Annotated in this window: 10 protein-coding genes and 1 pseudogene; 3 read left to right on the plus strand and 8 right to left on the minus strand. The window is 44.4% G+C overall.

Going from position 1 to position 15,371, the window contains the following annotated elements; genetic code table 11:
* Positions 1 to 20 precede the first annotated feature (20 nt).
* Complete coding sequence (locus AB6D58_RS20450) at positions 21 to 1,583, plus strand: methyl-accepting chemotaxis protein (protein WP_372158283.1); 1,563 nt, start codon at positions 21 to 23, stop codon at positions 1,581 to 1,583.
* A 186-nt stretch (positions 1,584 to 1,769) separates the two neighbouring features.
* Here the strand turns inward: AB6D58_RS20450 and tkt are convergent, their stop codons facing one another.
* On the minus strand, positions 1,770 to 3,761 hold the full coding sequence (tkt, locus tag AB6D58_RS20455; RefSeq protein WP_065585095.1) for a transketolase: 1,992 nt from the start codon (positions 3,759 to 3,761) through the stop codon (positions 1,770 to 1,772).
* A gap of 87 nt (positions 3,762 to 3,848) precedes the next feature.
* Complete coding sequence (gene tal, locus AB6D58_RS20460; protein WP_046209277.1) at positions 3,849 to 4,799, minus strand: transaldolase; 951 nt, start codon at positions 4,797 to 4,799, stop codon at positions 3,849 to 3,851.
* Positions 4,800 to 5,258: 459 nt separating this feature from the next.
* Here tal and AB6D58_RS20465 point away from each other — a divergent pair, with 459 nt between their 5' ends.
* Together AB6D58_RS20465 and AB6D58_RS20470 are read left to right on the plus strand one after the other, a co-directional pair.
* A complete protein-coding gene (locus AB6D58_RS20465; RefSeq protein ID WP_017065721.1) occupies positions 5,259 to 6,263 on the plus strand; it encodes a sugar-binding transcriptional regulator in 1,005 nt (334 codons plus the stop codon).
* A gap of 172 nt (positions 6,264 to 6,435) precedes the next feature.
* On the plus strand, positions 6,436 to 7,806 hold the full coding sequence (locus tag AB6D58_RS20470) for a glycoside hydrolase family 18 protein (RefSeq protein WP_372158285.1): 1,371 nt from the start codon (positions 6,436 to 6,438) through the stop codon (positions 7,804 to 7,806).
* Positions 7,807 to 7,897: 91 nt separating this feature from the next.
* Here AB6D58_RS20470 and AB6D58_RS20475 read toward each other — a convergent pair whose 3' ends face one another.
* From AB6D58_RS20475 to AB6D58_RS20500, 6 genes and pseudogenes are all read right to left on the minus strand, one after another.
* Entirely contained in the window at positions 7,898 to 10,192 is a 2,295-nt protein-coding gene (locus tag AB6D58_RS20475; protein WP_372158288.1) for a putative bifunctional diguanylate cyclase/phosphodiesterase, read from the minus strand.
* Positions 10,193 to 10,577: 385 nt separating this feature from the next.
* Positions 10,578 to 11,426 carry a sulfurtransferase gene (locus AB6D58_RS20480; RefSeq protein WP_017061707.1) on the minus strand — a complete coding sequence of 283 codons (849 nt, stop codon included), beginning with the start codon at positions 11,424 to 11,426 and terminating at the stop codon, positions 10,578 to 10,580.
* A 123-nt stretch (positions 11,427 to 11,549) separates the two neighbouring features.
* Positions 11,550 to 11,864: a hypothetical protein gene (locus AB6D58_RS20485; RefSeq protein ID WP_017061706.1), complete on the minus strand. Its 315-nt coding sequence runs from the start codon at positions 11,862 to 11,864 to the stop codon at positions 11,550 to 11,552.
* 206 nt (positions 11,865 to 12,070) lie between these two features.
* Positions 12,071 to 12,706, minus strand: a complete 636-nt coding sequence (locus tag AB6D58_RS20490) for a hypothetical protein (protein WP_372158290.1) — start codon at positions 12,704 to 12,706, stop codon at positions 12,071 to 12,073.
* Positions 12,707 to 12,717: 11 nt separating this feature from the next.
* Positions 12,718 to 14,853: an LruC domain-containing protein gene (locus tag AB6D58_RS20495; RefSeq protein ID WP_372150479.1), complete on the minus strand. Its 2,136-nt coding sequence runs from the start codon at positions 14,851 to 14,853 to the stop codon at positions 12,718 to 12,720.
* A gap of 200 nt (positions 14,854 to 15,053) precedes the next feature.
* Positions 15,054 to 15,371, minus strand: a pseudogene (locus AB6D58_RS20500) (hypothetical protein); the annotation flags it as partial.

Raw genomic sequence — 15,371 nt, forward strand, 5'->3', positions numbered from 1 at the left:
AATTAACAAAAGTTAATATAATGACTGTCAGCTCATTTTCTCAATCACGTGAAACGCTTCTAAGCGAAAACGAACAACTCGTCTCAACTACCGATCTTAAAGGTGTGATTACTTACAGTAATGATGCTTTTTGTCGTATAGCAGAATATAGCCAACAAGAACTCCTAGGACAAAACCACAATGTTGTCAGGCATGGTGATATGCCCAAAGCTGCATTTGCCGATATGTGGATCAACCTAAAACAAGGTAAAGCGTGGCGTGGAATCGTAAAGAACAAAACGAAGTCCGGTGGCTTTTATTGGGTCGATGCTTATGTCACGCCAATTTACGATAATAGAAAGGTGAGTGGCTATCAGTCTGTTCGTGTTAAACCTAAGAATGAGTGGGTGCAGATTGCAGATAAGGCCTACCAAGGCTTATTGAAGGCTGAGAAGTCTGGCCGCCAATGGTCATTACAGATCAGCGATAGTGTTCGTTATGCCGTGTTATTGGGATCGTTGGCTGCGCCTCTCGTATCAAATCTAGTCGAAGTTGGGCAAATGTCGCAATGGTTTCTTAGTTTGCTTCCTGTTTCTGCATTGGCTCTGCTTTTCCGACAAGAACTCATTGATACACCGTTACAGTTAAAGAAGCTTCAGTCTAAGTTTGATAGTGTCAGTCGTCTTGTTTATTCAGGTAATAGTAAGTATTCAATCGCCGACTTCCATTTGAAGCTGTTGTCAGCGCGAATCAGAACGGTGTTAGGTCGTATGACGGATTCTGCGAAGCCATTGCAAGACTTAGCTGATAATCTCAATACGACTTCATTTGAAGTGTCAGAAGCGTTAGATCAACAAACGGAAGATATTTTACAAGTGCGTGAAGCAACTGAAGAAGTTGAAGTCACGGCGAATGAGGTCTCTTCTCGTACAGAAGAAGCGCATCAGATTGTTGATGTGACTTTGCAAACCTGTGCGGGTGCTAAAGAAAGCATTAATCAAACTCATCAAAATTTAGAAAGCTTAGCTTCACAGGCAGAGAAGGCCACCCAAACAACTTACCAACTGAGCGACCAAGCTCAAAGCGTCAGCAAGATAATGGAAGAGATAGGCGGAATCGCCGAGCAAACCAACTTGTTGGCACTGAACGCTGCGATCGAAGCGGCTAGAGCAGGCGAGCAAGGACGTGGTTTTGCGGTGGTTGCTGATGAAGTGCGTGCGTTATCGGGTCGCACTTCTAAGGCGACGGTTCAAATCAAAGAGAGCATTGATACCATGTTAGCGACGATTGAAGGTTGGCAGAAAGATATTTTGGCTAACCGAGAACAAACGGATGCGTGTGGCGATGTAGCAAAGGTAAGTGCAGAGCGCTTGTCAGAAGTTGAGAACCTAATGCAATCGATGAACGAGTTAATGCAGTCGGTTGAAAGTTCCGCACATAAGCAACGTCAGCTATCTAGTGACGTAAACCTTCATATGCAGTCTATCGCGTCAACCGCCGAGCAAAACCTAGTGGCGACACATTCAGTCAAAGATCATTCGAAAGAACTCAAAGAGCAAGTGAATGAATTCTATCAATTGGCGAAGCGTTTCGAAGAGAAATAGCGGTTAGATTTACGCCGAGTAAGAAATAAGAGAAAGCCTTGCGAAATTAGCAGGGCTTTTTTGTGAGCTAAAGGAACTGTTAACAATCAAAGACTAACAGGCAACTGATACAAAAAAGCCCCGCATTTTCATGCGGGGCTTTCTGTATGCATCAACCCATTGAAGGGCGAGACAATGTATTCAAGATTAAGCTAGAAGCTCTTTCGCTGTGTTTACTACGTTTTCAGTAGTGAAACCGAACATCTTGAATAGCTCACCTGCAGGTGCAGACTCGCCGAACGTTGTCATACCGATGATCTTGCCACCGAAACCAACGTACTTGTACCAGAAGTCAGCGATGCCAGCTTCTACAGCGATACGTGCCGTTACGTCAGATGGAAGTACAGACTCACGGTACTGCGCGTCTTGTTTGTCGAACGCATCAGTAGCAGGCATAGAAACTACGCGTACTTTCTTACCTTCAGCCGTTAGCTCAGCAGCAGCGTTAACCGCTAGCTCAACTTCAGAACCCGTTGCGATAAGGATAAGCTCTGGCTTGCCTTCACAATCTTTCAGGATGTAACCACCCTTAGCGATGTTTGCTACTTGCTCAGCGTCACGATCTTGTTGTGCAAGGTTTTGACGAGAGAAGATAAGTGCAGAAGGACCATCTTTACGCTCGATTGCTAGTTTCCAAGCAACAGCAGACTCAACTTGGTCACATGGACGCCATGTGCTCATGTTTGGCGTTAGACGTAGAGAAGCGATCTGTTCAACCGGTTGGTGAGTAGGACCATCTTCGCCTAAGCCGATAGAGTCGTGCGTGTAAACTTGGATGTTCTGAACTTTCATCAGAGCAGCCATACGCATAGCGTTACGAGCGTATTCCATGAACATTAGGAACGTTGCGCCGTATGGTACGAAACCACCGTGCAGAGCGATACCGTTCATGATAGCCGTCATACCGAATTCACGTACACCGTAGTGGATGTAGTTACCAGAGAAGTCGTTTGCTTCAAGAGACTTAGAACCAGACCACATAGTCAGGTTAGAAGGCGCAAGGTCAGCCGAGCCGCCCATGAATTCAGGTAGCATAGCACCGAACGCTTCTAGAGCATTTTGAGATGCTTTACGTGATGCGATGTTTGCTGGGTTAGCTTGAAGATCAGCGATGATTGCCGATGCTTTCTCTTCCCACTCAGCTGGTAGGTCACCGTTTACGCGGCGTTTGAATTCAGCTGCCAGCTCAGGGTATGCTGCTTCATAAGCTGCAAGTTTCTCGTTCCACGCTGCTTCCTTAGCTGCGCCTGCTTCTTTCGCATCCCACTCTGAGTAAACTTCCGACGGAATTTCAAAAGGACCGTGCTCCCAACCTAATTCTTTACGTGTTGCTGCAATTTCTTCAGCGCCTAGTGGAGCACCGTGACAGTCGTGCGTACCTGCTTTGTTTGGAGAACCAAAGCCAATCACTGTTTTAGTACAGATTAGAGTAGGGCGAGGGTCTGCTTTAGCCGCTTCAATCGCTGCGTTGATAGCGTCAGAATCGTGACCATCTACCGCTGGGATTACGTGCCAGCCGTAAGCTTCGAAACGCTTAGGTGTATCGTCAGAGAACCAACCTTCAACTTCGCCATCGATAGAGATACCGTTGTCATCCCAGAAAGCAACCAGCTTACCAAGACCAAGCGTACCTGCTAGAGAACATGCTTCGTGAGAAATACCTTCCATCAGACAGCCATCACCCATGAATGCATAAGTGTAGTGGTCTACGATGTCGTGGCCTTCTTTGTTGAACTGAGCAGCTAGCGCTTTCTCAGCCATAGCCATACCAACAGCGTTAGTAATGCCTTGACCTAGAGGACCAGTCGTTGTTTCGATGCCTGGTGCGTAGCCGTACTCTGGGTGACCTGGAGTCTTAGAGTGCAGTTGACGGAAGTTCTTAAGATCTTCAATTGAAAGCTCGTAACCTGCTAGGTGCAGCAGAGAGTAAATCAGCATTGAGCCGTGGCCGTTAGACAGGATAAAACGGTCGCGGTCAGCCCACTCTGGGTTTGCTGGGTTGTGGTTTAAGTGAGAACGCCAAAGTACTTCAGCGATGTCAGCCATACCCATAGGTGCGCCTGGGTGACCAGAGTTTGCTTGTTGTACGCCGTCCATGCTTAGAGCACGAATAGCGTTAGCTAGATGTTTGCGATTCATAAGAACTTCCGAATAAAAATTAAGAAAAACAAAATTGATAAAAGTAGGGGAACTGAACGTTCCCCTATTTGAATTTGGTAAGAGTGATTACAGCTTAGCTGCGATCATGTCTTCTAGTTTGCCTTGGTCAACGGCGAAGTTGCGGATGCCTTCAGCCAGTTTCTCAACAGCCATTGCATCTTGGTTGTGGTCCCATAGGAACTCAGCGTGAGTCATCGCTGCTGGACGCTCTTTAGTACCGTTAGAGTCGATAAGCTTCTCTACTACTTCGCCTTCTGCTGCTTCTAGGTCTGCTAGAAGTTGAGGAGCGATAGTTAGACGGTCACAACCAGCAAGCTCAAGGATCTCGCCGATGTTACGGAAGCTTGCGCCCATAACAACAGTTTTGTAGCCGTGGTCTTTGTAGTAGTTGTAGATATCTGAAACAGAGATTACGCCTGGATCTTCTGAAGCTTCGAAATCACGACCTTCTTTCGCTTTGTACCAGTCCATGATGCGACCAACGAAAGGAGAGATTAGGAATACGCCAGCTTCAGCACAAGCACGAGCTTGAGCGAAAGAGAATAGAAGCGTTAGGTTACAGTTGATGCCTTCTTTCTCTAGGATTTCAGCAGCACGGATACCTTCCCAAGTAGAAGCCAGTTTGATAAGGATACGGTCGTTAGTGATGCCAGCGTCGTTGTACATTTTGATAAGTTGACGAGCTTTAGCAACGCTGCCTTCCATGTCGTAAGAAAGACGAGCATCTACTTCTGTAGAAATACGGCCAGGTACAACTTTAAGGATTTCTTTACCGATGTTTACGTTAAGCATGTCGCAAGTGTCTTGAACTTGCTGTGCTTTGTCATCGCTTTGCGCTTTAGCGTATTCGATAGAAGCATCGATTAGAGGTGCATACTCAGCAATTTGAGCAGCTTTAAGAATTAGAGATGGGTTAGTTGTCGCGTCTTCTGGTGTGTACTTACTGATAGCTTCGATATCGCCAGTGTCAGCTACAACAGTTGTTAGTTTACGAAGTTGCTCTAATTTATTGCTCATTTTGATCATCCTATGTATCGCATAACACCTCATTAATGGGAGAGGTGTGGGCATTTGCAAGCTAACTAATGAAGTTCTCAATGGTTGTACCAGTGAGCCAAACTTACATTAATTTAAATTTTTCTCCGAACGAACATTTGCACAGAACATTTGATCGCTCGATGAGTAAATGATGTAGCCATATTTATCCGATCTAGCCCCAAAGTCAACGGTAAATAGTACTGTATGGTGACTTCAGTCAAATATATTTCGCTCTAGTAATCATGGGCTATGCAAGCAAACGTTTAACGAGCAAAGTGAGGTGAATTAATCAACAACAAAACCATGGTTATGACTATGAGCAAATGTACCTTGCTGTTACATATGTTTGGGGTGTAAACTTGTGTATCACTTGCTTAAGCATCGAACATTTGTTCTTCAAGCAGGTAAAATAATTGTTAAATATTGGTTGAGTGGTATATGAGTAAGAATATCCAAGATGTTTCCGAAGAAAACACTGATCTCCTCACTGAAGTAGCGGTTGCTTATTATCAAGATGGTGCCACGCAAGAAGAGATATCTAAAAAGTACTCTATCTCCCGTGCAAAGGTTGGTCGAATGCTCAAGCAAGCCCGAGATGAGGGCATTGTTGAGATCACCGTGAAATATCACCCCGTCTTTAGTGCGAAGATCGAGCAACGTTTGATCGAACGATTTGGTGTAAAGCGTGCTCTTGTAGCACTAGACCAACCAAATGAAGAGAAGCAGCGATTACAGGTTGCTGGTTTAGTGTCTAACTATCTTACCAGTACACTGAAAAACGGTATGGTGGTGACAGTAGGACAAGGGCGAAACGTATCGTCTGTTGCTCACCACACTGGCGTAATTACGCCACGAGACTGCAAATTCGTGTGTGGTATCGGCGGTATTCACCCAAGAGGCGGTATGTTTAATGCCGACCATATATGCAGGCAGCTAGCCAAAAAGTACGGTGGATCTTCTGAAACCTTATACGCGCCGGCTTATGCCGAGAATAAAGCGCAAAAAACCGCATTTATGGAAAACAGCACCGTTAAGCAGACACTCGATCTCGCTCGAAAAGCCGATGTTGCATTAGTCGGTATCGGTGATATGAGTGAAAACAGCTATATGGTCGACTTAGGTTGGTTTACCGCAGGTGAGGTCGTTCAATCTCGTTTATTGCAAGGAGTCGTCGGTGACTTTGCGGGTTATGACTTTTTCGATGTTCACGGTAAAACAGCAAACACAGTAATGAGTGACCGTGTGATTGGTTTGGCCTTGGAAGAATTCCGCCCAATTGCAGAAGTCATTGCCATTGCAGCCGAGAACAGTAAACCACTCGCTTTGTTAGGTGCACTAAGAACCGGTGTGGTCGATGTGATAGCGACCAGCGTAAGTAATGCTTTGACGGTACTTAACTTGGACGAACAACTTAGCGTGAATAAACCAAACGGCAGTGAATAGTAAGATATTTATGCTTCGTTGAATTCACTATTTGAATAATCATGGAAATTCCCCCTAATGAAACCAGTGCAATAAGGGGGATAACTATTAGACATGACTCGAATAGTGAATTTGTTCAGCGGTTGAAAGAATTATCACTCTTTAATGTTAAGCCACACTAAAGGAGATAATTATGAAACTGTCATTTATCACACACGCTATTTCTAGCAACAGTGACCAATCAAGTTCTATCTTTAAATCTATTTCTATCTTTGGGCTTAGCTCAATAGCCACGGTTTGTATGCTCACACCTACAGTACATGCCGATGATAAAGTCGTCGCAGGGTATTTTGCGGATTGGCAATATCTGAATAAAGACAACCCTTATACCGTTGACGACATACCTGCAGACAAGCTCTCACATATTATTTACGCCTTCTTGAGCATGTGTGGTCCTCATAGCGGTGCTGGTGAGCCCGTCCAAAAACAAATTCAGCAGCAATGTGCAGACAAACAACCATATACCGCGATTATTGTGGATAAAGAAGCTGCGTTAGAAGTCGATTTCGGAGACGTGGGTGTTGATGCCGCCTATAAAGGTCACTTTGCCCAGTTAGCTCAACTGAAGGCCGACAATCAAAATATCAAAATTTTGCCCTCATTTGGAGGGTGGACAATGTCTGAACCTTTCCATGCGATGGCGAAAGATCCTCAAGCCATTGCGCACTTTTCAAAAACTGCTGTTGAATTGATCCAAAAATACGACTTCTTTGATGGTATTGATCTTGATTGGGAATACCCAGGAGGCGGCGGCTTAACCACTTCGCCTTGGAACCCAGAGACGAAACTAACGGATGAGCAAAAAGCGCTAGAGCGTGAAGCTTTTACTCTTTTAGTAAAAACAATCAGAAGTGATTTGGACGCTCTATCAAAGACGACTCAAAGAGATTACGAGCTTTCAACGGCTGTCGGTGTTGGTGCTAAGGCAGCTCAAATTGACTGGAACGCAGCTAGCCCATATCTGACGAACATGTTTGCGATGACGTATGACTTCCTCGGAGGCTGGGGAACTCAAACAGGTCACACAACAAACTTACATGCCACCGAGCGTAGTTGGTGGGGAATGGGAGCTGATGTCTTCATTAATCAGATGATAGAGCAAGGTATTCCTAGCGAGAAGCTCGTGATCGGGGCGGCTTTTTATGGTCGAGGTTGGCAAGGGACAAAAGACTTTGCTGGAGAGCTGCCTAAAGGTGACCTAGTTTCTGAACAAGGGGCGCAGTTTGGTACCGGTGAAAACGGTTACTTCATGTTTTGGGATCTTATGAATAACTACAGCAGTAAACAAGGTTATGAGTATAAGTATGATGAGCAAGCTCAAGCACCTTATTTGTGGAACCCAGATAAAAAAGTATTCATATCTTTTGAAGATCAGCGTTCTATTAAAGCAAAGGCAGAATGGGCGAAGAAATCAGACCTAGGCGGCATTTTTACTTGGGAATTATCAGGAGATCCTTCCGGGCAGTTGATCGATGTTATGCATAGTGAAATGAATAAAAAGTGAAATGAATAAATAACTGAACAGAAAATACCTAGAAAATAAGGTAGGTGTTTAGCCGCCTACCTTATTTAGCTCGTCTATTTAACTCACGTTCTTAAACAGAACATTCCGCGTGCTCGGTCACTTTCTTGTTTAGGTGAGTAGCCAGCTCATCATAAGGAATAGGGCGAGAGAAGTAATAGCCTTGCATTAAGTCACATCCACATGCCTTTAGAATTGCGAAGTGTTCGTTTGATTCTACGCCTTCTGCTAATACCACCATGCCGAAGTTCTTACCGATTGCGATGATGTTTTGCACCATGGTGAGTGACTGCTGATCGACAGCAATGTTCTCAATAAAGCTCTTATCGATTTTAAGTTCATCGATAGGCAGTGCTTTCAACATACCTAGTGATGAATAACCTGTCCCGAAATCATCTAAAGAGATCTTTATATTCTTCTCTTTGAGGGCTTCAAAAGTCGGTTTCACCAAAGTCACATCTTCAATGAACAAGCTCTCGGTAATTTCTAGCGTTACACAGCTAGGAGAGAGTTGATACTTTTCTAGTGTCGCGAACAAGTGCTCAGAGAAGGATTGATGAGAAAACTGACGCACTGATATGTTGATCGACAGCCCGATCTTTTGTTCTGTTGTTCGGTGCAAGTGGGCGATCTGCATAATGCTGGACTCAATAATAAAAGTCCCCAGTTTTTGCATTAAACCCGTGTTCTCTGCTATCGGTATAAAGACATCTGGCGGAACAAAACCCAATTCCTCATCAATCCAGCGCACGAGTGCTTCTACACCATGAATACTTTCATTTGCACGAACCAGCGGTTGGAAAACCATGAACAGCGTTTGTTTCTCGATAGCGATGCGTAGCCTTTGTTCTACTTTCATTTTGTAGAGATGAGCATCTTGCATTTCCGTTGTGAAAATACTGTACGAGTTTTGCTGCTGTTTCGCTTTGTACATTGAAATATCGGCAGAACGTAACAGGCTATCCAGATCTTTTCCGTGTTCTGGGAAACGCGCTACGCCGATGCTGCAACCTAACAAAAACTGAGCGCTTTCAACTTCATAAGGTTGAGAAAGCACTTCAATAATGCGCTTGGCGAGTCGTTTAATTTCAGCTTCATTCGACAAGGGCGTCAAGAACAAAAACTCATCACTGGATTCACGTACCAATAGGCTGAGGCGAGATCGGAACCTCATCAAACGCAAAGCGATCTGTTTGAGAACCTTATCTCCAAAGTCATGCCCGTGGGTGTCATTGACGCATTTAAAGTTATCGATATCGATAAACAACAGCGAAAACGGCTCTGACTCATCGTCAATCCATTTACCAATGTTTCTACGCATGTACAAACGGTTTGGCAGAGAGGTTAAAGGGTCATGGTTCGCCTGATAAATGAGTTGGCTACGAGTCCGTTGTTCATTCTTGGCAATCGACTTAACCAAAAAGTAGAAACCAAACTGAAGAAAAATAAAGGCAACGAAAAGAATGCTGAACTCTTGTATGAATATACTATCGACGTGAGTTAGATCCGTACGTCCTACCACCCATAATTTGTAGTTTGGGATGTATTTCGCGCTCATCAAAGAGTGGTACTCTTCATCGTCGACGACAAAAGAATAGGTTTCTTGCCCATTCATCGCTTCTTGTACGCTAATTCCGAAGTGGTCGGTAAAGATACTTGCAATACGCTGTATGACATCTTTGCCGACTGGAGAGGAATAGGCACTCTCAGATTCAATATCACTTGAATAAAACTGGCGATAGCTGTCTTTTCTGATCAGGCTTAGTGTATTGAAACTTCCGGCGTGAGCATTATTTTCAAATACGATCGTTGCGTCTAATCGTAGCCCTGCGGTCATTACTGCATCGGTTTTCTTGCCATCGATTGAAATGGATTTTCTCAGCGGGATGACTAAGCTATTCAACGAATCTTGAAAATAGGTACGGCCAAGCACCATGCTACTGCTTGATAGGGTGTCTAGGAAGGAGCCTCTGGTTGGCGCGTATTGCAGCAAGTTCCTTTGATTCGCAAGTTCGAGATTTGAGCTAATCGAGAGGTAATCACCGTCGGTGTTCAACAAGCCAAACGCTGCTATCGCAGGGTGGGTCTCAAGTAGCTTGTCTAATATTGGCCTAATCTGGATAGATGCAGTACGTGTGAAATCAGACTGTTGAGCCAGTTGATGGCCAACCACTTCTAACAAGGCTTCTTGACTGGTCAGCAGCGAGTTGACGGAGCTAGAAAAAAGCTCAACCTGAATGTGTTGCTGCTCTATGAAGTCGTCTCTGTTTGCTTTCCAGTTTGTTATTCCCAACGCGGCGAAAAGTATCAGGGTCAGTAGTACGACAAACGCGTACAGCGACCAGATATTTTGCTTAAATAGAGCCATGAGATGCCTTTGTTGGTTACTACTTTTAACAGACTGCAAGTGACAAACTATTGGGTTGTCAGCGCGATTCATGCAACGAAAAATACAAACATCAATGATGAAAGTATTAATGATTAAATAGTGTAACGACTACGAGCAGAGATTCTTGAGTGAAAAATTAGTATTCATAACGTCGATAACGATTAGTTTATGATTAATCACGAATTATGGTTAGCAAGTTGATGTGGGTTACAAATCAAACGGCGTGAATCGAGTCTTGGTCTCAAATGAACATAGCTTTGACTGCGACATAGAGGCTTACTTCATGAGACGTGGGGCCATCATTATCAGTAAGCTCTTTATGCATGCGCAGTATATTCTAATAGTTGCATTAAGCGAAGTTGAATTACTTTTTAGTCACGGCGATAGGGAGTTTGTCGTTAGCACCCCATTCCGTCCATGAACCATCGTAAACACCCATTTCACCGTTATAGCCAGCGAGTTTAGCGGCTAATAATATGATGCAAGCTGTTACGCCAGAGCCACAGCTAAAGAACATAGGTTGAGAAGGCGTTAATTCTAGCGTTGAAAAGATATCAATAAGCTCTTCTTGGGACTTTAACTTGCCGTTTTTGAGTACTTGGGCAAATGGTAGGCAAATAGAATTCGGTATATGGCCACTACGCAAGCCTTCACGTGGTTCAGGAACTTCTGAATCGAAACGAGCTTGAGAACGAGCATCTACAATGTTTGCGCTCTTGTCAGTTGAGTAACCTTCAATCTGCTGAGCACTGACAAAGTAGTTGTCTTGAATATGGCCTTCAAAATTGCCCGCTTTTACTTCGGTGCGATAGTCAGTCTCGGTCGCGTAACCGGCTTCGATCCAAGCTGGCAAACCGCCATCTAAGATGAATACGTCGTTGTGTCCCATTGCCATAAACATCCACCACGCACGAGGAGAAGCGAAGGTTCCGGAGTTATCGTAAACCACAATCGTACTGTCTTGATTGATGCCAATTTCTTTTGTGCGAGTGTTGAAGTGTTTTTCGCTCGGAAACATGTGAGGAAGCAGAGTGTGCTTGTTACAAAAGTCTTTGTCGTAGTCAAAACGAATAGCACCAGGAATCATTTGTCCTTTGATCTTTTCTGACTCGCTTGGAATTTGAAACTCGATGCTGGCGTCGAGGATGATGATATTGTCTTCTGCTAGCAAACGTTGTTGAAGTTGTTGTGGTGAGATGAGTGGCTGATTCATTATTGTTATATCCATTCTTGTTGTTTTAGCGATTCTTACTGTTTTAGCGAATACAGTGGTAGAGCGATTACTGTTGCTTTTGCGAATACAGTTGCTTTACGAATACCGTTGTTGCATCGATGGCTACTGTGCAGCTCGACAGTGGATGAACTGATAACTGCTTTGTCCGGTTATTTGATTGTTTAATGTATCAAGCGCGACCACAGAATCAATAGGGCAGTCTGTGGTAGGAGCAATAGAGAGCCGAAATACGTCATTATCTTTTGTCTGAACCGTCAGATAACGCCTGTGCCCATCTAAGGATTGAGTCAGCGTGTTCGAAATTACTTTGGCTTGAATACGTTGCCCCGTCTCTGATGTTAGCGGGAAATAGGCAAGGGCAACTAACACGCCTACGCCACACATTAAGATAAATAGACCTATTTTTAACTGTTTCATGAGAGTAAGTCTTTGAAGGTTATGTTGAAAATATAAGTGAGGTTGGTGGTAAAGTGAATGCTACTCGCTAAGAAAGCTGAATTAACTGCTCTTCGACGAAAATAAAAAAGTGAGCATTTCTGCTCACTTCCTATTTACAAACAATCCATTTTGACTCTGTTTCGTCAGAGATCTCGCTAACGACAAGTTACCTGCTGTTAAACAATTTACTGCCAGACAATCTGAGAGTCGCCGCTAGAAACCACTTGTTGTAATGGAGGTTGACCATCGTAAAACCAAATCTCTATCAAGAGTGCGTCATGGTTTACTGGTGCTGCAAAGTTGGAGGCGAACACACCGTTATCTAGTGGGCCCGCAATGACCTTGCTGGAGTAATCCGGCTTCAAGGTTGAGTCATCTCTTGTACTATAGCGGCTATAAACGGTCACAAAAGAACGGTCTGTCGAAATGCTGCTGATGTCAATGTTGAGATCAAACTGTTCAACAGAGTTGTAGTCAAATCCATCAGGTACCACCAAATCACTCATCGTATAGCTCTGCGCTGCTACCGCACTTGTCGCGGGAGACGGCGAAGGCGTTGCTGTTACCGGAGTCGTTGCTGTTACCGGATTCGACGGAGTTGCAGGTGTCGAGGGTGTAGATGGTGATGCCGTAGATGTACTTCCGCCCCCACCGCCGCCGCCTCCACAGCCGGCTAATACTAATGGCGCTGCAGCTAAAATAACGGCTAGTGACTTCTTGATGTTCCAAGTGCTTTGTACAGACATACGTTTTTCCTCAAAGAGATTGCGACTTGAATCAACGCAATGATTGTCTCGATATTGTTTAGTGTGAATAGTCATAACGTCTCTCCTTATGGTTCGTAACGTTGGTTGTCTGCAGGTGATTGGTACCATGTTTGGTTCGTTTCACCGCTGGATTCTGCGTATTCTTTAAACTCTGGGTAAGCGGTAACAATATCGACGTACTCTAAAGGCCACTCCCATTCGTCATCCGAAGTCACTATTAGTGCCCAAGGGTGGTTTTCTACTGTTTTGAAGTATTTACCTGTTGATGGATTACTGTCATCGACGCCTAAACCAGCTTCAAAGAGGTTAGTGGTATCAAATGCTTCGGTTGGAGCTTGGTCTGGCAAGTGAACCTCCCAGCTGCGTCCTGGATGTAGAGGTAGGTTTTCACCGTGATAATACCCAGGCGTTGCGAAAATGAACGGGTCGTAAGGCATATCGGTCCAGCTGCCTGTGCTCACACCGTCACCGGCTAAAGTAATACCAATTTGGAATGAGAACTGCTCATCCTCTTTACATCCATTACTGGTGCGGTAGAAGGTACAGCCAGTGCTGATTTTTTCTGTCAGGTCATTGGCGATAACAAAGATTGCTTCGCTACGTCCATCTTCTAGGTCAAGGTCAGTGAATACGCCGTTGTGTTTCATGTAAGAGCTACCACTACTCACCAAGCTCGGGTCGAGGTTAGGAAGTCGAACAGCAAAACCATTTCTGTACGATGCCCCGACAGCAGCCAGGCGGCCGTCGATGGTGGATTTAACGACTTTTCCATCTTTAAGGATCTCAGTAATACGATACATAAGAACAGCATCGTTCATGTCGTAGTCAGCTTTATAAGGCCAGTTATCTTCGTACGCGAGCGTTGCGTAACCAGAAGCACTTGGGAAGTAACGAGCAGCGGCACCATCGTTAAGAACATCGACTTGAATATCGACCACCTCACCAGAGGTTGAACCGCCAAAGTAACTTAGGTTGGTTTGTTGACTGAATCTAAAGCGAGCCCACGTCGTACCGGTCAGAGCGTTGATATCGACATTTAGGAACAGATCGTTTTCACCCGCATCTAACAGGTAATCGGTAAATACTTGCTCGTTGGCGCCATCGAAACTGCCATCTTGGTTCCAATCTATCCAAGCCGAAAGGTAACCGGTTGTTGAAGCCTCAATCACCACTTTTGAATCAAGACCAGCTTCAAGTGCGGTTACAAAACCGATACCACCGTTCGCCCACTCATCATCAATACCCACGCTTTCATCCGATTGCGGTGTTACGTAGCCGTCAAGATCGGCGTCGGGCGCGTCTGTACCTAACCAAGTCACGCCATCTAGTTCATGTCGAGGACCGTTACTTGCTAATAACGTTAGATAGGTATCTGGAGCGTCACCGAAGTCGATGTTGGAATCTTCATCTACGACAGGCGCATTCGCACAGCGAGCACCATCATTTTGATTCGAAGAAGGGCCATTCGATACGAACTCTACAGCAGGAACGACACCTGCAGCGATGTTTGCAGCGTTATCTGGGGATAGGTTGATACGGTAGATCTTACCGTCTTGATTTCGAGATACGTAATAGTAGCCGTTTACATCAAAATAACCTGCGCCAAACGTCCCTGTTTCTCCGGTATCACCAATATAGGTTTCTGCACCTGTAGTTGGGTTGAAGCTGTACAAGCCACCCGAGTTATTGTCGATACCATATAAAGAGCCATCACTTGGATGGAAAGCAAAATCAGTCAGTTTTACAGTTGCAGGGCTGCCTGCGATTTTGTTGACCGTGACGGTCGCATTCGGATCAGAGTCTAAAGGAGAGAGGTCAACAGTAAATAGTCCCTTACCTGTACGATACAAGTAGTAAACATGGTCATAGACGTCGCCGACATAGAAAGTGTGATCGGTTGGTAAGCCACTGGTATTGATAACTTCTGCTTGGAAGTCTTGACCAAGACGCACTAAACGTTTGTTGGTGGTGTCATAGCCATAAATATATCTGTCTTGAAAGTCGAAACCGACACCATTGATATTGGCATTCATACCCGTATCGTCTTCCAACAGAGTGGTTGAACCTGTTACTAGGTTTACACCCCAAACTTCAACGGGTTTCGACTGAAAGAGGTATGCTTGACTAGGGCAGGTATCGAATGGCGCTGCGTTGGCGACTAGAGGGGCACTTAATAGCAAACTTAACGTTGTAATTCTCATATCTACATCCTTGTGATGGAAGGTCTAGATATTCAATCAAGTTACGTGCCAGTTTTAAGTGTTTGATTTAATGGGTTTTTATTATTTATCGAGTTCAGTTTCCAATTTGAGTGTCAATATGAAAGTGTGCCATCCAAATAGCCAAAGGCCTTTATATTTCTATTTGATTAGAGCTAAGGATACAAGAGCTTAGGCGGTAATTACGAGTGATTGTCTAATAGGCTCTGTATGTATTCACTCGTGAATGGAACAATATCTGAGACCACTTTGGATGCTAAAATGCTTTCAGCGTTAGCTTTTATTCTGACATATCGAAAATGCTTGCCATAAACCTTTACTCCTCCAAACGGTAAACTCTTTCCTTTGTTAATCAATTCACAATCTGAGTTTGATTCATAAAGGGAATGCCCCAGGGCAAGATCATGAAAAACCCATATGGAATAAGGGGTAGCGTGAAATGATGTTTCCACTAATTTGTACACTGAAGTCACAACAAATTCAATACATTCAAGATCGAT

It is taken from the genome of Vibrio sp. 10N.239.312.D08 (assembly GCF_041466145.1).
GTDB classification, from domain to species: Bacteria; Pseudomonadota; Gammaproteobacteria; order Enterobacterales; family Vibrionaceae; genus Vibrio; species Vibrio crassostreae_C.